This window comes from Pseudoalteromonas sp. CuT4-3, from assembly GCF_035666335.1.
In the GTDB taxonomy this organism is placed as follows: domain Bacteria; phylum Pseudomonadota; class Gammaproteobacteria; order Enterobacterales; family Alteromonadaceae; genus Pseudoalteromonas; species Pseudoalteromonas atlantica.
This window is the reverse complement of record NZ_CP142030.1, coordinates 2,448,927-2,467,253: the sequence shown is the minus strand read 5'-3', so window position 1 is coordinate 2,467,253 and position 18,327 is coordinate 2,448,927. Positions and strand designations below refer to the sequence as shown.

Below are 18,327 nucleotides of genomic sequence, written 5' to 3'. Positions count from 1 at the left end.
GGAGCCTTAGGCTCCTTTTTTTATAATTAATTTGAACGAGTTGGGGAAAATTGTTGAACTTTAATTAGATTATCCCCATATACTTGAGTAATCTTTTAAATAAATGAAGTGCGAAGAGAAACTATAATGACGCTTGAGAGAACCGATCGAGTCGAAATCCCAGTGTTAGCACTGCGCGATGTTGTGGTATATCCGCACATGGTGATCCCGCTTTTTGTAGGCCGTGAAAAATCAATAAAATGCCTCGAAGCGGCAATGGATAAAGACAAACAAATTTTCTTGGTTGCACAAAAAGATGCAACTGTAGACGAACCTGAGCAAGACGATATTTACCGTATCGGTACTATTGCTACTGTACTTCAGTTATTAAAGTTACCAGACGGTACAGTTAAAGTTTTAGTTGAAGGTACGCAGCGCGCACAAATTGAAGAATTTGTAGATAACGATGAGTTTTTTGTAGCGAATGCTCAGTTCATCGAATCTGATTCAGTGGATGAGCAAGAACAAGATATTTTCATCCGCAGCGCTGTTAGCCAGTTTGAAGGCTATGTAAAACTTAATAAAAAAATTCCACCTGAGGTATTAACCTCTGTTTCAGGTATTGATGAGCCAGCACGCCTTGCCGATACAATGGCAGCGCATATGCCATTAAAAGTGCCTGAAAAACAAAAAGTGTTAGAGATTTCAAGCGTTACAGAGCGCTTAGAATACTTAATGGCACTGATGGAAGGTGAAATAGACTTATTGCAAGTTGAGAAAAAAATTCGTACCCGCGTGAAAAAGCAGATGGAAAAGTCTCAGCGCGAGTACTACCTCAACGAGCAAATGAAAGCCATTCAAAAAGAACTTGGTGAGCTTGATGATGTACCTGACGAATTTGAAGCGCTTAAAAAGCGTATTGAAGAATCAGGTATGCCAGAAGAAGCGAAAGAAAAAGCATCAGCTGAGCTTAATAAGCTTAAAATGATGTCGCCAATGTCTGCAGAGGCCACTGTAGTGCGTTCATACATTGATACGTTAATTAACGTACCATGGAAAAAACGCTCGAAAGTGAAAAAAGACTTAGCAGGCGCGCAAAAAATTCTTGATAGCGATCACCACGGCTTAGATAAAGTTAAAGAACGCATAATTGAATACCTCGCGGTGCAACAACGTACTAATAAGCTCAAAGGGCCTATTTTATGTTTAGTAGGACCACCGGGTGTTGGTAAAACATCACTAGGGCAGTCTATTGCACGCTCTACGGGTCGTAAATATGTTCGTATGGCATTAGGTGGCGTACGTGACGAAGCTGAAATTCGTGGTCATCGTCGTACTTACATTGGCTCTATGCCAGGTAAGCTGATTCAAAACATGACAAAAGTGGGCGTTAAAAACCCATTATTCTTGTTAGATGAAATCGACAAAATGTCATCTGATATGCGCGGCGACCCAGCATCAGCACTATTAGAGGTGCTAGATCCGGAGCAAAACAGCCACTTTGCTGATCACTACTTAGAAGTAGACTACGATTTATCGGATGTAATGTTTGTAGCAACATCAAACAGCTTTAATATCCCTGGTCCATTATTGGACAGAATGGAAGTTATTCGCTTATCGGGTTACACCGAAGATGAAAAGCTAAACATTGCAAAAGAGCACTTAATTACTAAGCAAGTCAAACGCAATGGTTTAAAACCTTCTGAGCTAGTAATAGAAGACAGTGCAATTATTGGCATTATTCGTTACTACACGCGTGAAGCGGGCGTACGTAATTTAGAGCGCGAAGTATCTAAACTATGCCGTAAAGCCGTTAAAAATATCTTACTTGATAAAGAGACTAAAACAGTCACTATCAATCAAGATAACCTAGAAGAGTTTTTAGGTGTACAGCGCTACGACTACGGTAAAGCTGAAGACGGCGATCGCATTGGCCAGGTAACAGGCTTAGCGTGGACCGAAGTAGGCGGCGATTTACTGACCATTGAATGTGCTGCTGTGCCAGGTAAAGGCAAGCTAAGCTACACAGGCTCACTGGGCGATGTAATGCAAGAGTCGATACAAGCGGCCATGACGGTGGTTCGTAATCGTGCTGATACGTTCCGTATTAATAACGATTTTTACGAAAAACGCGACATTCATGTGCATGTACCAGAGGGTGCGACCCCTAAAGATGGTCCAAGCGCCGGTGCAGCAATGGTAACGGGTTTAGTATCGAGCTTAACAGGTAACCCCGTTAAAGCCGATGTAGCAATGACAGGTGAAATAACACTGCGCGGTGAAGTACTGCCTATTGGTGGTTTAAAAGAGAAACTACTTGCTGCACACCGTGGTGGAATTAAAACAGTCATCATTCCTAAAATTAACGAACGTGACTTAAAAGAGATCCCAGATAACGTACTGGCAGGCTTAGATGTTCACCCAGTTACATGGATTGATGAAGTATTAAAGTTAGCTTTAGTGCATCCTGTTGAGAGTTTTTCAGTCGAAACACCGAAAAACCAATAAAAAACCCAAAAAAAGTGCTTTAAAGGGCTTTTCAAATCTAATCGGTATGATAAGTTAAGCACTGGTTTTCGAGCCTAGCCCTTATGGGGCCTAGGCTTAAGAAAAATATAATCATGTGAGCATTAAAAGTTTGCTCTAAAATTTTCAAAAAAGTGATGTTAGTTTAAAAAACAATCGCTCTTGATAATAACAATGAAAGAGGATGATATTGTGAATAAATCTCAATTAATCGATCAAATCGCAGCTGACGCTGACATTTCTAAAGCGGCTGCAGGTCGTGCACTAGATTCATTCATCGAGTCTGTATCTGGAGCGCTTAAAGATGGCGATTCAGTTGCACTTGTAGGTTTTGGTACTTTCTCAGTACGCGAGCGTGCTGCTCGTTCAGGCCGTAACCCACAAACTGGTGAAACTATCCAAATCGCTGCGGCAAATATTCCTTCTTTCAAAGCCGGTAAAGCGCTGAAAGACGCAGTAAACTAATCACTGTTTAAATACAGATTAGTTATGGCGAGTGTATATAAACTTAATTATCCTAATCGATGAATTAAGTAACTTCACCGCCAGTTACTTCAAGTGAAAAAGCGTATCTGGTAAGATACGCTTTTTTTACATATGACAAGGTAAAATACCTTGATCAATAAGAGATAAACAAATGCTTGAGAAAATCAGAGAGGGCTCACAGGGTCCTGTAGCCAAAATAATTTTAGGCGCGGTGATTTTATCTTTTGCCTTAGCAGGGATCGGTAGTTACTTAGGTCAAACCCCAGAACAACCCGTTGCTGAAGTAAATGGAATTAAAATTAGCCAAACCGAATTTAATCGTGCTTATCAAAACGAACGTAGCCGTTTAGAGCAACAATTTGGCGAATACTTTGCACAAATCAGTGCAGATCCAAATTACATGGCGCAAATTCGTCAAGGTGTAATTGACCGCTTAGTACAACAAGAATTGCAATCACAATTAGCGGCAGATTTAGGCCTTCGCGTAAGCGACGACAGCGTACGTAAAACAATTTTAGAACTACCGTACTTTCAAATTGGTGAAAAATTCAATAACGACCGTTACCTACAAGTAATTCGTCAAATGAACTTTCAACCAGATGCTTTTCGTGAGTACTTACGTAAAGACATGACACGCAGCCAATTAGTGTCTGCGGTTGCTGGTACTGAGTTTGCACTTGAAAACGAGCTTAAACGCGCTGCAGCCCTGCAGCAGCAAACGCGTAGCATAGACTACCTTGTGTTAAGCAAAGAAGCGTTACAAGCAAACGTAGACGTATCTGAGCAAGAAATTGCTGATTACTACGAGCTAAACGCATCACAATTTTTATCGCCAGAGCGTGTATCGGTTGATTACATTGAGCTTAAAGCACAAGATATCACCGTAGAGTCGCTAACAGAAGACGACGTAAAAGCGTATTATGAGCAAAATAAAGCACAATACATCGAGCCTGAAAAACGCCGTGTATCGCACATTTTAATTGATAACAGCGAAGATGATGATGCCGCGCTTGAAAAAGCCAACGCATTACATGAGCAGTTAGAGCAAGGTGCTGATTTTGCACAGCTTGCAGAGTCATCATCTGATGATGTTGTGAGTGGCGAAATGGGCGGCGACCTAGAGTGGATTGAGCGCGATGTAATGGACCCAGCTTTTGAAGATGCTGCATTTGCGCTTCAAAACAAAGGTGATATTTCAGAAGTTGTAGCATCAGAGTTTGGTTATCACATTATTAAACTTACTGACTTACAGCCAGAGCAAGTGAAAGCGTATGACGACGTAAAAGCCGACTTACGTGCAGAGCTTGAGCAAACTGAAAAAGTAGATGCGTTTTACGAAAAGCAAACAGAAATGGGTGCCTTAGCATTTGAGATTTCTGACCGTTTAGACGATGCAGCAGAAGTGGCAGACGTTGAAGTTAAAACCACGCCACTTGTTGCACGTAATGCATTGCCAGAGCCACTTAATACACCTGCGGTAATTTCACAGTTGTTCTCAGTAGAATTACTTGAAGATAAAGTAAACTCAGAAGTGATTGAGCTAGGTGATGAGCACGTTATTGTAGTACGTGTAAATAAATACGAGCCATCTGCAACTAAACCGCTTGCGCAAGTGAGTGAGCAAATCAAAACACGTTTAGTTAATGAAAAAGCATCAACACTTGCTAAAGAAAAAGCACGTGAGTTATTTGCACAAGTCCAAGCAGGTAAAACGCTAAGCGATGTGGCCAGTGAGCAAAACCTAACGGTACGTGAAGAAGCGAGCTTAACGCGTCAAAGCTACACGGTTTCGCCTGCTATTGTAACGCAAGCGTTTAAAATGCCTCGTCCTAATGATGCACCAAGCACAGATGTGGTTGATTTAAACAACGGCGATGCGGCAATTGTTGCACTTAAATCGGTAAGCGATGCGCAAGTAACCGCAAATATCGACCCGCAAGTACAGCAAAATATTACTATGGCGCAAGCTAACAAAAACTACTTAGCGTTTATTGAGTCTTTAAAGGCTAAAGCTGAGCTAAACCTACCTGTGGTAGAGCAAGCAGCAGAATAATCGCGACGCATTAAAAAAGGCGCGTTACTTTATAAGTAACGCGCCTTTTTTATAACTTCAATGTGCTTAGTAAAATGATTAGGCAGTATTGCTTATAAATATAAGCTTAGTATTAACAGCAAATTAGGCGTTGTGTTACTTTTGATTGCGGATTTTGAAACACCTCTTCGGTACGCCCATATTCTACTACCTCACCTTTTTCAAGCACCACTAGTTGATCGCTGATATGGCGCACTAAACTTAAATGGTGCGTAATGAGTACATAAGTTAGACCGGTTTCTTTTTGCAGCTTAAGTAATAAGTTAACTGTTTGCGCACGGACGGAGGGATCTAAAGCCGATAGCGCTTCATCAAGCACCACCACTTTAGGGTCTAAAATGAGCGCCCGCGCCAACGCTACACGCTGCAATTGGCCTACACTAAACATGTGAGGGTAATAATGTTGATGATCGATTAGCAGTCCCACTTTGGAAAGCGTGGCATCTATTTTTTCTTGGCGAGCTAGTTGGTCTGAATCGGTATTATACTGCAAGCAATCATCTAGCATATCACCTATGGTGAGACCTGGGTTGAGCGAGGCAGCGGAGTCTTGGAATATCATGCGGATATGTCGACATTGATCATCGCGCACGCCGTCATCTTCAATAATGTTACTTTCTAATAAAATTTGCCCACTGTCAGCGCTATCGGCCCCTGCGAGTAATTTAGCGAGTGTACTTTTACCCGCACCGGTTTCACCGATTACTGCGATTGTTTCGCCTTTGCCCACACAAAAAGAGATATTTTTTAGTACCTCAAATTTTTTGCGGCTAAATAAACCGGCACGTATGTTAAAGGTTTTACAAAGCGCTTGTACTTTTAATACCGGTTGCATTACTTCATCTCCTTAATAAGCGGAAAATGACACGCATAGCTGTGCCCATGGTGCTTAGTAAGTGCAGGGGTAATTACACATTCTTTTTGTGCTTGAGGGCAGCGTGGGCCTAATCGACAACCTATAGGTAAATGTTGCAAAGTAGGGATAGTGCCTTTAAGTGCATAAAAGGGTTCTTTGTGTGCTAAGCCTTGCTCATAATTGGGTAAGCTTTTTAATAACGCTTGCGTGTAAGGGTGGCGAGGCTGGCGAAAAATACGTTGTGTAGGGCCGGCTTCAACCATTTGCCCACAATATAAAACATGAATACCGTGCGACCAGTCGGCTATTTCTTCAAGCTCATGAGAAATCATCAAAATAGACATATTTTTTAATTGATTTAAGCTTTTTAGCAACCTAAATACCTGTGCACGGGTGGTGCTTTCAAGCGCTGTAGTCGGCTCATCAGCAATTAGTAGCTTAGGAGTGCGCGCTATGGCCATGGCAATCATGACCTTTTGGCACACGCCTTCTGAGAGCTCGTGCGGGTAACTATCAAGCACAGCATCGTGGTTTTTAATACCCACTTTATGGATAAGTGCTTTTACGCGGTCTTTACGTTCTCTATTGCGCTTTAAAAAAAAGCCTTTAGTGGATGTTTCAGGCAGTGTTTCGGCTATTTGGTCAAATATTTTAGCGGTTGGGTCAAGGCAGCGGCTAGGGTCTTGGTAAATCATCGCAATGTCTTGGCTGACTGTTTTTCTTCGTTGCTCTGGGGTTAAGCGCATTAAATCAACACCGCGCCAATGCATTCTATCGGCTGTTATATGCCAGCGTTCGTTAAGTACCCCAACAATGGCTTTGGCTATTAAGCTTTTACCTGAGCCCGACTCACCCACCAAGCCATGTACTTCGCCTTCTTTTAGGCTAAAGCTGACTCTGTCTACAGCGCGAATCACCGTTTCAGAGGTACGCAGCTCTATGGTTAAATTTCTAACGTCGAGTAATTGCATTTAATCAGCCTTACGTGCTTTAAGCACTTTTCGTAGGCCATCACCTACTAAATTGGTAGACAAAACCGCTAAAAATAATAATACACCCGGTAGCGCAACGGTCCAAGGTGCTAAATATATAAGGCCTAAATTCTCAGCCAGTATGGCGCCCCATTCGGTTGTAGGGGGCTGTGCACCAAGTTTTAAAAAGCCTAAGGCAGCAATATCTAAAATAGCAGTAGAAAGCGCGGTGGTAAAAATAACCACAATGTGCTCATAAATATTAGGAAAAATACCCCGCGACAAAATATGCCAGTTAGAGGCACCATCAAGCTTAAAAGCGGTAATGTAGTCTTTACTTAGCTCATCAACAATTAAATTACGAATAGAGTGAATAAATTGCGGTAATAACGCCAGTATAATGGCCCACACTGTATTCATTAAGCCCGGCCCAAGCACTGCAATAATAATAATCGCCAATAGCAAAGACGGAATAGAGAGCGTGATATCAAGCAAGTGATTTAAAAAGCTTGAACGAAGGCCGCGGCTAATGCCGGCAAAAGTGCCAACAAGCACACCAATAATGGTGGTAATAAATGCAGCCACCACCGATAAGCCAAACGTGTAGGTTGCGCCATTCATTAAGCGCGAGAGTACATCGCGTCCTAAATCATCGGTGCCCAAAATAAAGCGCACATCACCCATTTCTCGCCATGATGGCGGTATAAGTAAAGCATCGCTATGTTGCTGGTTAACTCCATACGGCGCTAAAAAGGGCGCACTGGCGGCCAATAGCGCAAACGCCATAAAAATCCATAATCCCACCAAGGCGGGGTGATTGTTTTTAAATTTGCGCCAAAAACGCGCCAGCGGCGATTTATTCGACTCTTCAGAAAATAATTTAAACTTTACCATGTGCCTGATTCCGCGAAATTGGGTCGAACAGAGTATATGTAAGCTCGGCAACAATAGTGGCAATAATAACAAACATAGACACCGCCATTAAACCGCCTTGAATAGCAGGGTAGTCTCGTTGGTAAATACTATCGATTAGCCAACGGCCAATACCCGGCCAAGAAAAAATAACTTCGGTTATCATGGCAAGCGTAATAAGCGTACTAAATTGCAGCCCTATTTGTTTTATTACCGGCAATAGCGCATTGCGCAGCGCATGATGCATGATTAATTGGCGGCGATTAAGGCCTTTTGCCCTGGCTGTTTTTATAAAGCTTTGATCCATTACTTTAAGCATAGAGTCGCGGGTAAAGCGCACTAAAACAGTGGTAGGAAACATGGCCAGTACTATGGTCGGCAATGTTAAGTGATGCAGTGCATCTATAAATGCTTCACCTTTGTACGGGAAGCCTGCGAGCATAATATCGATTAATATAAACCCGGTATTAGGCGGTATTTCAAATAGTAACCCCATTCTACCCGACATAGGAAACCAGCCCAGCTTGAGCGAAAAAATCATAATAAGTAACAGCGCTAACCAAAAAACCGGAATAGAGTAACCAATCATGGTGGTAGAGCTAATTAATTTATCTGGCCAACGGCGTGTGTATGCTGAAGCCAAAATGCCCGCTGGTACACCTACCACAACCGATACAATAAGCGCATAAACACACAGTTCTAAAGTTGCTGGAATTAAATCTAAAATGTGCTGAAAAACGTTATCTCCCGAGGCAAACGACACGCCCCAATCACCTTGAAATATACGCCCTAAAAACGCTAAATACTGCATAACGTAGTTGCTGTCATACATGTATTTATCTTCAAGCTCACTGTGCTGAGAAAAATTACCGCTAGGAATGCCACTTAGGTTGCTAAGCGGATCCCCTGGGAACAAGTAGCTAAGCGAAAAGGTAAATATGCTTAGCATTAAAATCATAAACAAAAATAAGCCAAGGCGGCGTAATATATAGTCAAGTATCATTATTTTTTCCTCGCATTTGCGAGTGAAATCGCCCCAAATGGGCCAAGGGTTATCCCTTCTACATCGGCACTATTTGCTTGAAAACGCATACCATGAGCAATAGGCACTAACGGGAGCTGATCAACAATGAGCGCTTGAACCTGATCGTAATACTGCTTGCGTAAGCTTAAATCGGTGGTGTCGAGCGCTTGGGTAAGCAATAAGTCAAACTGTGGGTTACACCAATTGGCTGGGTTTTTACCGCTAAAAGTGGCGGTGCAGCTTAGCAATGGGCTAAAAAAGTTATCTGGATCGGGGGTATCGGCAGCCCAGCCGAGTAATACGCTATCGTGGCGGTGCTCACCTATACGCTGAATAAAAGTATTCCACTCGTATTCAACAATACTTACATTAACACCTATTTTGCGTAAATCGCTTTGCATCAGCTCAGCCATTTTGCGGGCATTAGGATTGTATATTCGACTCACCGGCATTGCCCAAATGGTCATATCAAAGCCATTAGGTAACCCCGCTTCTATGAGTAGTTTTTTAGCTAGCTCTGGGTCAAACATAGGCATGTTTTCTTGTGGTTCAAAGCCCCACGAAGTCGGCGGTAAAATAGATTGCGCGCGTATACCATTACCGTAATAAACGGCTTGCATTATTTTGTCTATATCAATTGCATGCGCAAGGGCTCTGCGCACTCTAATGTCATCAAAAGGGGCGCGCTCAGTATTAAAGGCCCAATAACCAATATTTAAATTGGTTTCTTTTTCAACGTTTATATCGTCTCGTTGCGCTAAAATACTCAGTTGTGCGCTACTTGGGTGTGAGGTTACATCGCACTCTTTAGTGAGCATTTTTGCTATGCGTGTAGTGCCGTTTGTCGTAATGTCGTATACCAGCTGTTCAAGGGCAACATCGTGCTTCCAATAAAGGGGGTTGCGGTAAAAGCGCACTAAGTGATCGCGTCGGTACTCTTTATAAATGTAGGGGCCTGTGCCAATAGGGTACTGATCGAATAAATTAGTTTGATCTCGCGCTTTTAATTGCATTGCGTATTCTTGCGACAGCACCACGGCAAAGTCGGTGGCCATGTTCGTTAAAAAACTGCTTTCTGGGTGAAATAGCTCAAAGCGCACTTGATAGTCAGACACGCGTACAATTTTACGAATAAGCTGATCGAGCCCCACACTTTGAAAATACGGGTAGTTTGCATCGCCTACAAAATGGTACGGGTTGTAAACGTCAAATAATCGGCTAAAGGTAAAAATAACATCATCAGCGTTAAAATCGCGAGTAGGGGTAAAGTACGAGGTAGAATGAAATTTTACGCCTTTACGCAGCGTAAAGGTGACCGACTTTCCATCGTTGCTAATTTTCCAATCGGTTGCCAGCTCACTTTTAAAATCTGCAGTAACGGGGTCAATACTAATTAAACGGTCAAATAACTGATTAGCAATAATATCAATAGTTGAGCCAGTGGTTGTTACTTGCGGATTAAACGACACAGGGTTCGCTTCGGCGCAATAAACGAGGCCTTGGTTTTTCTCTTCTATTATTTCTTCTTTACTATCAAAGCAGCCTGTTAAGGTGCTGGCTAGTAAAACAAGTAGTATTTTATGCACTCGCATAACCTCTAACTATTTATCTTCTAATAAATTGTATTTTTTAAGATAACCACGTAATTGATGATACGTTAAACCGAGTACTTCTGCAGTTTTCTTTTGATTAAATTGGCTATGCTCAAGGGCTTTATTAATCATATTTATTTCAAATTCGTTAGAGCGCTCTTTTAAGCTACACGGAAATTCAATTGGGGCGCTAAGCTCGTTACTAACCTCGCTAACAGGTGTGGCTAGTGTTGTAGGCTCAGCTGGGGCAGGCGGTGTTGCAATAGGAGCTTTAATGCGTGCTTTGGGTCTAAAACGGCTTTCAAACGGGTCTAAAATAATCTGGTGAACGGGGATATGCTCATTACCATGACGATACAAGCTTCGCTCAACTACATTTTTAAGCTCGCGTATATTACCCGGCCAATCGTAATTTAGCAGGGCTTCGGTGGCGCTGCGGGTAAAGCCACTAAATAACTCCCACTCTAAATCGCGTGCCATATTCATCGCAAATTGCTCAGCGAGTAGCATAATATCGTCTTGACGTTCGCGCAGTGGTGGCAGGGTAATTACATCAAAGGCTAAGCGGTCAAGTAAGTCACTTCTAAATTCGCCCTGTTCAGCAAGGTGGGGTAAATCTTCGTTGGTGGCACACACTAAACGAGTATCTACCTTTACGGTGTGTTTACCACCAACCCGCTCAAATTCACCGTATTCTATAACGCGCAGAAGCTTTTCTTGTACCATGGCCGATGTATTAGCCAGCTCATCTAAAAATAAGGTACCGCTGTTAGCGCGCTCAAAGCGACCTTCGTGACGTTTACTTGCCCCGGTAAAAGCACCGCTTTCATGACCAAATAATTCGCTTTCGAGGAGGTTTTCGTTAAGGGCTGCACAGTTAAGCTTTACGTAGTTTTGATCCCAACGCTTTGATAAAAAATGTAAACGGGCGGCTATAAGCTCTTTACCGGTTCCTCGCTCGCCAATAATAAGCACTGGCTTATCTAAATTAGCTAACTGCGATACCTGATCAAGTACAGCTAAAAAGCTATCAGATTGGCCGAGTAAATTATCCTGTTGGCGATATTGGCTCATTTTTCCTAACTCTTGGTCATTTTTGCTAACAGTTAGTGTATTTCATAATCAGGGATAACTAAAGGAATTTGTATATTTAGTTTAACTTAATGAAAATAAAGTGTATTTTAGATTTTAAAAAGTTGGCAAGCATATTGATACTAGTTACAGCAGACCAACTAAGTTTATATTACAGAGGTAAATGTTATGGGAATTTTTTCACGTTTTGCAGACATTGTTAATTCTAATATCAATGCCATTTTAGATAAAGCAGAAGACCCAGAAAAAATGGTTCGTCTTATTATCCAAGAGATGGAAGACACATTGGTAGAGGTGCGCTCTACGTCAGCTAAAACACTGGCTGAGAAAAAAGAATTAGTACGTCGTGTAGACACACTAAAAGCACAAGTAAGTGATTGGCAAGACAAAGCAGAGCTTGCACTAAGTAAAGACCGCGACGATTTAGCGCGTTCAGCATTACTAGAAAAGCAAAAATCGGCAGAAGCAGTCGCAGCAGTAGAGTCTGAGCTTGAGCATGTAGAGTCTCATATTGAGAAACTTCAGCAAGAAGTCACCACTCTACAAGAAAAGCTAGCCGATGCTAAAGCACGTCAAAAGGCAATTATTTTACGTCAACGTTCGGCTGAGTCGCGCCTTGAAGTGAAAAAAGCCCTTGATAGCTCTAAAGTAGAAGATGCACTTAATCGCTTTGAGCGCTACGAAACTAAAATTGATGGACTAGAATCTCAAATAGAGTCTTACGATTTAGGTAAAAAGTCGCTTGCAGATGAAATTGCCGACCTACAAAAAAATGAAAAGATAGATGATGAGCTTGCCGAACTTAAAAAGAAGCTAGCTGATAAATAACTTATAAAGGGGTACTTAAAGTGCCCCACTGCTTAAAACATCGATTACGGATTGTCAGGAGAGGATTATGTTTGATCCAGAGATACTAATTGCACCATTTATCTTGTTCATGATTTTTGTTGCGCCACTGTGGTTAATTTTGCACTACCGTAGCAAAAAGCAAGTGAGCCAAGGGTTAAGTGAGCATGAACATCGCCAGTTATTGGAACTTGCCCACAAGGCCGAAAAAATGGCTGATAGAGTAGAAACCCTTGAAGCATTACTCGATCAAGAGTCACCACAATGGAGACGCAAAGTATGAGTGCCAAACGCGAATTATTAAGAGACCCACAGCGCGGTAAAATCGCCGGTGTATGTGCGGGATTAAGTGACTACTTTAATATGGAGTTATGGTTAGTTCGCATTATTTTTGTTAGTGCGGTACTGCTAACGGGTGGCCCATTATTTGTGGTAGCGTATATTGCAGCGTGGTTTATTTTAGATAAAAAAGACCCCACAACTATACATACTAGTAGCTCAACTAAAACTGACGATCCGCTAGAAGTTAAATTTAAAGTATGGCAAAAAGGCGAGCCACCGCGCCGCGCATTGCAAGACTTAAAAGAGCGTTTAACGCGAATAGACACGCGTCTTCAAGATATGGAGCGCCATGTTACTTCAAGCGAGTTTACGGTTAGCCGTGAAATCAACAAACTTTAAAGGATTTAATAGCACTTTGTTCGGTGATTAACAGCATCAATGAAGTGCTAGCCCATTATGAGTAGCACTTCATTTGCCAAAAAAACCTTTAAAAGTATTAAAGGTTCAGCCCAAAAAGCCCTTCATCGCAGTTTAGATCAACACGTAAAATTGGCCGTAACCGGCCTAAGTGGCAGTGGTAAAACCGCGTTTATTACCGCACTTGTTAAGCACCTTACAACACAAAGCGATGATAAAAACTTACCGTTTTTTGATGTAATGCGAGAGCACCGCCATATAGCCACTAAAGTGGTGCCGCAAGAGGCGTTAAAAGTTCCTACGTTTGACTATCCGCGCGCGCTTAATGCCTTGCTCCCAACTGATGGGATGCCTACATGGCCTGCATCAACTGAGCGTATTAACACCCTGCGTTTAGCAATTAAATACCAAAGCGCATCTGGGTTGCGTGGGCATTTTTCGCCGCAATCTACGCTGTATTTAGACATTATCGACTACCCTGGTGAGTGGCTACTTGATTTACCCATGCTTGAGCAAAGCTATAGTCAATGGTGCGAGCAACAATACCCGCTGTTACTACAGCACCCACGTGTGAATACCTCTACAGAATTTTTAAACGCGTTTGAACAGCTTGATTTAAATGCGCCTGTAGATGAAGGCTTGCTTGCACACATTGCGGCGCTTTATCAAAGTATGCTGGTGGGCCTTAAAAAAGATACTAAGCTTGCCATGTTACAACCTGGGCGCATGCTAATGCCTGGCGACTTACAAGGTGCGCCGCTTTTGTTGTTTTTTCCGGTAAATGCGCAGCATATAAAAAGTGATGAGGTAGTGCCCGGCTCTAACTTAGCGCATTTAATTAAACGCTTTAACGCCTATGTAAAAGAGGTGGTTAAGCCATTTTATAATGAGCACTTTAAACACTTTGACCGCCAAATTGTGTTGGTAGATGTACTCAGCGCTTTAAACGAAGGCCACGAAACACTCCAAGAGCAAAGTAGTGTAATAAACCAATTACTCGCACATTTTAATTATGGCGAGTCGGGCTTTTTTAAGCGTTTATTTAAACCCAACATAGATAAAATACTATTTGCTGCAAATAAGTCAGATCACATAAGTGCAAAGCATCATAAAGATTTAGCACTACTACTTGACTCGCTAGTGCATGAGCAAAGTAATCACTTAAAGTTTGATGGCGTACAAATAGAAACCATGGCAATGTCGTCAATTGCAGCAACGCAGCCGCGCCAAGTGGCCGATAAAGGCCAAACGCTTGATTGTATTTATGGTAAACCATTAAACGAGCAAGATTGGCTTACTTATTTACCCCCACAGCCACCAAAGCGCATGCTTAATAAAAATGAGTGGCCAGCGCAGGGCTTTGAGTTTTTATCGTTTGCGCCTATGCCAAACCCCGATAAGCAACTTAAGCATATTCGCCTTGATCATGTGATGCAGTACTTGTTAGGAGACAAATTATCATGAACGACACACAGCAAACTTTCCAAGCAGGTAGGCGAATTGATAGCCAAGCTGATGAGCAGGTTGAGGCGACGCTTGCTCCTGCAAAAATAATTACCCAGGGTCAAAGTGAATACATTGAAGAGCCTGAAGATGAACTTCTTGATGAAGAAATAGACCTAGAGCCGGTATATAAAAAGTCTAAATGGCAAACGCTGAAAGGGGTGTTTGCTGTAAGCTTTTTAGTGCTCGTGCTACTTGAGTTTGCTTATTCGTTAGTGTTTGCGTTTCAGCAGTCGGTCATTTTAGGCGGCGTGTATTTAACGGCGGTAGTAAGCGGTGTGTTGCTAATTGGGCGCATGCTATGGCGCGAATACAGAATGCTGCGCAGTTTAAAGCGTAATCAGTTACACCGCCAAGAAGCCGACAGACTCTTAAATAGTGAGCAAGTAGGTGGCGCATTACCCTGGCTTGAAAAACTAAACAAGCACCAACAACTAGACAACTTCGAAGCGTTTAAAAACCAAGTGGCTACCCATCATAGCGATAAAGAAATAATGACCCTTTACGCAAATAGCTTGCTTATAACGCAAGACACGCAAGCTAAAAAGCTTATAAACCGCTTTGCGACAGAGTCAGCGTTGCTTGTTGCCCTAAGCCCCCTTGCGCTGGTGGACATGATGGCGGTGCTTTGGCGCGGTACTAAGTTAATAGAGCAAATTGGTAAAATTTATGGCATTGGTTTTGGTTACGCAAGCCGCATTAAGCTCTACCGTATGCTTATAAAGCAAGTTATGTTTGTAGGCAGTGCTGAACTTGTATCTGATTTAGCAGCCACAGCACTCAGTGCTGAGCTTTTAGGTAAGCTTTCGGGGCGTGCAGCGCAAGGTGTAAGCGCCGGTATTTTTACAGCACGTATTGGTTACAAAGCAATGGAGCTTAGCCGCCCATTACCAAGGCTTGAAAACAAACGCAGCTTGTTAAAAGGCACAGTGCAAAGTATTGCCAGCAAAATTATGAACCGTAAAAAGGCCGAGCCAACGACCTAAAGTAGCAGTGGCAATATTTGTGTACAAAACCGCACTGAGCGGTTTTTGCACAAATAGCCATCTGAGCATCCGGCATGCTTGTGATTTAAACTGCGGTGCGTTTTATTTATGTAATTGACACACATAATAAAAACGAGATCACACAATGAGCAAGCAGCATATTAATACCCAATGTATTCATGGCCCGCAAAAAGCAAACGATCCGCACGGCGCACTCACGTCGCCTTTGTATCAAACCTCTACCTTTCATTTTGAAAATGCAGCACAAGGTGCCGCGCGTTTTGCAGGCGATGAGCTCGGTTATATTTACACCCGCCTAGGTAACCCAACCACCACCGAACTTGAGCAAAAAGTAGCACAGTTAGAGGGCTGCGAAGCTGCTGCTGCTACCGCTACAGGTATGGGGGCTGTCTCGGCGTCGGTATTAAGCTTTTTATCGCAGGGCGATCATTTAATTGCATCAAGTGCATTGTATGGATGTACTTTTGCGTTTTTTGCTCACATGTTACCGCGCTGGGGAATTGAAGTAACTTTTGTTGATATGACCAACGAAGGCGAGCTTCGCGCTGCTATAAAACCTAATTCAAAAATGATATTTGTAGAAACGCCAATCAACCCCACAATGGCAGTCATTGATTTAGCCTTAATTGGCGCGTTCGCTAAGCAACATAATTTAATTAGTGTGGTCGACAACACCTTTTTAACGCCACTGCTGCAATCACCTAAGCAGTACGGCATAGATATTATTGTACACAGTGCCACTAAGTACTTAAACGGCCATGGCGATGTAGTAGCGGGGCTTGTGTGTGGAACGCATGAGCACATTACCTTAATAAAAATGACGGTACTTAAAGATATTGGTGCCACCATAAGCCCGCACGACGCATGGCTTATTAATCGCGGATTAAAAACTTTAGCTATACGCATGGAGCGCCATTGCCAAAGCGCGCAATCGGTTGCCGAATATTTAGAGACGCACCCACAGGTTAATATTGTTTATTACCCTGGACTTAAATCGCACCCCGGCAACAAATATATAGGCAAGCAAATGAAAGCCGCAGGCGGCGTTATTGCATTTGAAATTAAAGGCAGCCTTGCTCAAGGAGCGCAGTTTATAGATAGCATGAAGCTTTGCACACTTGCTGTAAGTTTAGGTGATGCCGAAACGCTTATTCAGCACCCTGCATCAATGACGCATTCTCCTTACACACCCGAGGAGCGAGCAGCCGCAGGCATAAGTGATGGCTTAATAAGACTCTCTGTAGGGCTTGAAGATGTTAACGATATTATTGACGACTTAAACCAAGCTTTTACATTAATTTGTTAGGTGTATTTATTTCTGTACAGATAAATTTACCCTTAACGCCTTCATTTTATTGGTTGTATAATATTAATGCCGGTGGTGTAATTTTATATGTACACTTTAGGGGATCGTGCTAAATGTAGATATCCGCCTAACTATTAAACTTTTCTTCACTTTTGCATAGTATGGCAGCATTAGATATTCACTAATCTTGAGTATCACACTGACACACATTTAGGGCTTAACCCCAAGAAGGTTATTATGGCTAAAGCAAGTAAATACACCTCTAAAACACCCGATGAAAACGGTGTTATTCATTGGAGCGAAGAAGAAAACAAAATTTGGTCTGAGCTTGTTACGCGCCAACTTGCGTGCATAGAAGGCAAAGCTTGTGATGAGTACATGGATGGGCTTAAAAAAATAAACCTACCACACGATCGTATTCCGCAGTTAAGCGAACTTAACGAAGTGCTTCTTGCCACCACCGGTTGGCAAGTAGCGCCTGTACCTGCGCTTATCGATTTTGATGAATTTTTTAGGTTATTGGCAAACAAACAATTTCCGGTAGCGACGTTTATTCGTAGTCGAGAAGAGTTTGACTACCTGCAAGAGCCTGACATTTTCCATGAAATATTTGGCCACTGCGCTATGCTAACAAACCCTGACTTTGCCGAATTCACACACAAATACGGCCAGCTAGGGTATGCAGCGCAGAAAAAAGATCGTGTATACCTTGCACGTATGTATTGGTTTACGGTTGAGTTTGGTTTAATGCAAGCCGAAAACGGCCTGCGTATATATGGCGGTGGTATATTATCAAGCCCAGGTGAAACCCAGTACGTGTATTCAGATACACCAGAGATAACGCCTATGAGCGTAATTGATGTGCTGCGTACGCCGTACCGCATTGATATTATGCAACCACAGTACTACACCATAAATTCGATTCATGATCTGTTTGATATATCGCAAATGGATATTATGACTTTGGTTGAGCAAGCTAAAGCGCTTGGTTTGCACGACCCAAAATTTCCACCTAAAGAAAAATTAGCCGGTTAACTTTAATTTAAAAAGAAACGCTAAAGTAAGGATTTAAAATGTCTTCATTAAGTGAACAAAAATGCGAAGCCTGTCACGTAGATGCGCCAAAGGTATCTGAGGAAGAGCTTGCCCAACTTATTACAAAAATTCCAGACTGGGTACCAGAGGTACGCGACGGCATTATGCAACTTGAGCGTGTTTATAAGTTTAAAAACTTTAAACAAGCTATGGCGTTTACCAATAAAGTAGGTGATATGGCAGAAGATGAAGGCCATCACCCTGGTTTATTAACCGAGTGGGGCAAAGTAACCGTAACGTGGTGGAGCCATTCAATTAAAGGCCTGCACAAAAACGATTTTATTTGCGCAGCTAAAACAGACGACGTATTTAACGCGCTGTAATTAAAAAATTAATTGAGC

17 protein-coding genes are annotated in these 18,327 nt (G+C 42.4%); 11 read left to right on the top strand and 6 right to left on the bottom strand.

Going from position 1 to position 18,327, the window contains the following annotated elements; genetic code table 11:
* The first annotated feature begins 126 nt into the window (after positions 1 to 126).
* The 3 genes from lon (at position 127) to VOI46_RS11355 (ending at position 5,044) form a co-directional block, all read left to right on the top strand.
* Positions 127 to 2,487: an endopeptidase La gene (gene lon / locus VOI46_RS11365; protein WP_004586897.1), complete on the top strand. Its 2,361-nt coding sequence runs from the start codon at positions 127 to 129 to the stop codon at positions 2,485 to 2,487.
* Positions 2,488 to 2,670: 183 nt separating this feature from the next.
* Positions 2,671 to 2,970 (top strand): HU family DNA-binding protein, encoded by a 300-nt coding sequence (locus VOI46_RS11360; protein ID WP_286247754.1) that lies wholly within the window; start codon positions 2,671 to 2,673, stop codon positions 2,968 to 2,970.
* Between the two features lie 172 nt (positions 2,971 to 3,142).
* Complete coding sequence (locus VOI46_RS11355; protein ID WP_004586899.1) at positions 3,143 to 5,044, top strand: SurA N-terminal domain-containing protein; 1,902 nt, start codon at positions 3,143 to 3,145, stop codon at positions 5,042 to 5,044.
* Between the two features lie 112 nt (positions 5,045 to 5,156).
* Here the strand turns inward: VOI46_RS11355 and VOI46_RS11350 are convergent, their stop codons facing one another.
* From VOI46_RS11350 to pspF, 6 genes are read right to left on the bottom strand one after another with little or no spacing between them, the layout of a single operon-like run.
* A complete protein-coding gene (locus tag VOI46_RS11350) occupies positions 5,157 to 5,918 on the bottom strand; it encodes an ATP-binding cassette domain-containing protein (RefSeq protein WP_004586900.1) in 762 nt (253 codons plus the stop codon).
* Positions 5,918 to 6,910 carry an oligopeptide/dipeptide ABC transporter ATP-binding protein gene (locus tag VOI46_RS11345; RefSeq protein WP_004586901.1) on the bottom strand — a complete coding sequence of 331 codons (993 nt, stop codon included), beginning with the start codon at positions 6,908 to 6,910 and terminating at the stop codon, positions 5,918 to 5,920. The genes VOI46_RS11350 and VOI46_RS11345 overlap by 1 nt, the downstream gene beginning before the upstream one ends.
* Entirely contained in the window at positions 6,911 to 7,804 is an 894-nt protein-coding gene (locus tag VOI46_RS11340; protein WP_004586902.1) for an ABC transporter permease subunit, read from the bottom strand. It lies immediately after the preceding gene.
* Positions 7,791 to 8,825 (bottom strand): ABC transporter permease subunit, encoded by a 1,035-nt coding sequence (locus tag VOI46_RS11335; RefSeq protein WP_004586903.1) that lies wholly within the window; start codon positions 8,823 to 8,825, stop codon positions 7,791 to 7,793. Before VOI46_RS11335 ends, VOI46_RS11340 begins: the two co-directional genes overlap by 14 nt.
* Positions 8,825 to 10,432, bottom strand: coding sequence for an ABC transporter substrate-binding protein (locus VOI46_RS11330; RefSeq protein ID WP_004586904.1), 1,608 nt, complete (start codon positions 10,430 to 10,432; stop codon positions 8,825 to 8,827). The genes VOI46_RS11335 and VOI46_RS11330 overlap by 1 nt, the downstream gene beginning before the upstream one ends.
* Before the next feature lie 15 nt (positions 10,433 to 10,447).
* Complete coding sequence (pspF, locus tag VOI46_RS11325; protein WP_324738019.1) at positions 10,448 to 11,512, bottom strand: phage shock protein operon transcriptional activator; 1,065 nt, start codon at positions 11,510 to 11,512, stop codon at positions 10,448 to 10,450.
* Positions 11,513 to 11,698: 186 nt separating this feature from the next.
* Between pspF and pspA the strand changes: the two genes are divergently transcribed.
* From pspA to VOI46_RS11285, 8 genes are all read left to right on the top strand, one after another.
* Positions 11,699 to 12,358: a phage shock protein PspA gene (gene pspA, locus VOI46_RS11320; protein WP_004586906.1), complete on the top strand. Its 660-nt coding sequence runs from the start codon at positions 11,699 to 11,701 to the stop codon at positions 12,356 to 12,358.
* A 67-nt stretch (positions 12,359 to 12,425) separates the two neighbouring features.
* Positions 12,426 to 12,659 carry an envelope stress response membrane protein PspB gene (gene pspB, locus VOI46_RS11315; RefSeq protein ID WP_004586907.1) on the top strand — a complete coding sequence of 78 codons (234 nt, stop codon included), beginning with the start codon at positions 12,426 to 12,428 and terminating at the stop codon, positions 12,657 to 12,659.
* Positions 12,656 to 13,057 (top strand): envelope stress response membrane protein PspC, encoded by a 402-nt coding sequence (pspC, locus tag VOI46_RS11310; protein WP_004586908.1) that lies wholly within the window; start codon positions 12,656 to 12,658, stop codon positions 13,055 to 13,057. The genes pspB and pspC overlap by 4 nt, the downstream gene beginning before the upstream one ends.
* A 57-nt stretch (positions 13,058 to 13,114) precedes the next feature.
* Positions 13,115 to 14,539 carry a YcjX family protein gene (locus VOI46_RS11305; RefSeq protein ID WP_324738018.1) on the top strand — a complete coding sequence of 475 codons (1,425 nt, stop codon included), beginning with the start codon at positions 13,115 to 13,117 and terminating at the stop codon, positions 14,537 to 14,539.
* A complete protein-coding gene (locus VOI46_RS11300) occupies positions 14,536 to 15,564 on the top strand; it encodes a TIGR01620 family protein (RefSeq protein WP_004586910.1) in 1,029 nt (342 codons plus the stop codon). The genes VOI46_RS11305 and VOI46_RS11300 overlap by 4 nt, the downstream gene beginning before the upstream one ends.
* A gap of 145 nt (positions 15,565 to 15,709) precedes the next feature.
* Positions 15,710 to 16,891 carry a methionine gamma-lyase gene (gene megL, locus VOI46_RS11295; RefSeq protein WP_324738017.1) on the top strand — a complete coding sequence of 394 codons (1,182 nt, stop codon included), beginning with the start codon at positions 15,710 to 15,712 and terminating at the stop codon, positions 16,889 to 16,891.
* A 237-nt stretch (positions 16,892 to 17,128) separates the two neighbouring features.
* Positions 17,129 to 17,926, top strand: coding sequence for a phenylalanine 4-monooxygenase (phhA, locus tag VOI46_RS11290; protein WP_289076130.1), 798 nt, complete (start codon positions 17,129 to 17,131; stop codon positions 17,924 to 17,926).
* 38 nt (positions 17,927 to 17,964) lie between these two features.
* Positions 17,965 to 18,309, top strand: coding sequence for a 4a-hydroxytetrahydrobiopterin dehydratase (locus VOI46_RS11285; RefSeq protein ID WP_004586913.1), 345 nt, complete (start codon positions 17,965 to 17,967; stop codon positions 18,307 to 18,309).
* The last annotated feature ends 18 nt before the right edge of the window (positions 18,310 to 18,327 follow it).

What these genes read in the sequence shown, in the direction of transcription:
- lon (WP_004586897.1), top strand. Translation starts at nt 127, where the DNA reads ATGACGCTTGAGAGAACCGATCGAGTCGAAATCCCAGTGTTAGCACTG.
- VOI46_RS11355 (WP_004586899.1), top strand. Translation starts at nt 3,143, where the DNA reads ATGCTTGAGAAAATCAGAGAGGGCTCACAGGGTCCTGTAGCCAAAATA.
- VOI46_RS11350 (WP_004586900.1), bottom strand. Translation starts at nt 5,918, where the DNA reads ATGCAACCGGTATTAAAAGTACAAGCGCTTTGTAAAACCTTTAACATA.
- VOI46_RS11345 (WP_004586901.1), bottom strand. Translation starts at nt 6,910, where the DNA reads ATGCAATTACTCGACGTTAGAAATTTAACCATAGAGCTGCGTACCTCT.
- VOI46_RS11340 (WP_004586902.1), bottom strand. Translation starts at nt 7,804, where the DNA reads ATGGTAAAGTTTAAATTATTTTCTGAAGAGTCGAATAAATCGCCGCTG.
- VOI46_RS11335 (WP_004586903.1), bottom strand. Translation starts at nt 8,825, where the DNA reads ATGATACTTGACTATATATTACGCCGCCTTGGCTTATTTTTGTTTATG.
- pspF (WP_324738019.1), bottom strand. Translation starts at nt 11,512, where the DNA reads ATGAGCCAATATCGCCAACAGGATAATTTACTCGGCCAATCTGATAGC.
- pspA (WP_004586906.1), top strand. Translation starts at nt 11,699, where the DNA reads ATGGGAATTTTTTCACGTTTTGCAGACATTGTTAATTCTAATATCAAT.
- pspB (WP_004586907.1), top strand. Translation starts at nt 12,426, where the DNA reads ATGTTTGATCCAGAGATACTAATTGCACCATTTATCTTGTTCATGATT.
- pspC (WP_004586908.1), top strand. Translation starts at nt 12,656, where the DNA reads ATGAGTGCCAAACGCGAATTATTAAGAGACCCACAGCGCGGTAAAATC.
- VOI46_RS11305 (WP_324738018.1), top strand. Translation starts at nt 13,115, where the DNA reads ATGAGTAGCACTTCATTTGCCAAAAAAACCTTTAAAAGTATTAAAGGT.
- VOI46_RS11300 (WP_004586910.1), top strand. Translation starts at nt 14,536, where the DNA reads ATGAACGACACACAGCAAACTTTCCAAGCAGGTAGGCGAATTGATAGC.
- megL (WP_324738017.1), top strand. Translation starts at nt 15,710, where the DNA reads ATGAGCAAGCAGCATATTAATACCCAATGTATTCATGGCCCGCAAAAA.
- phhA (WP_289076130.1), top strand. Translation starts at nt 17,129, where the DNA reads ATGGCTAAAGCAAGTAAATACACCTCTAAAACACCCGATGAAAACGGT.
- VOI46_RS11285 (WP_004586913.1), top strand. Translation starts at nt 17,965, where the DNA reads ATGTCTTCATTAAGTGAACAAAAATGCGAAGCCTGTCACGTAGATGCG.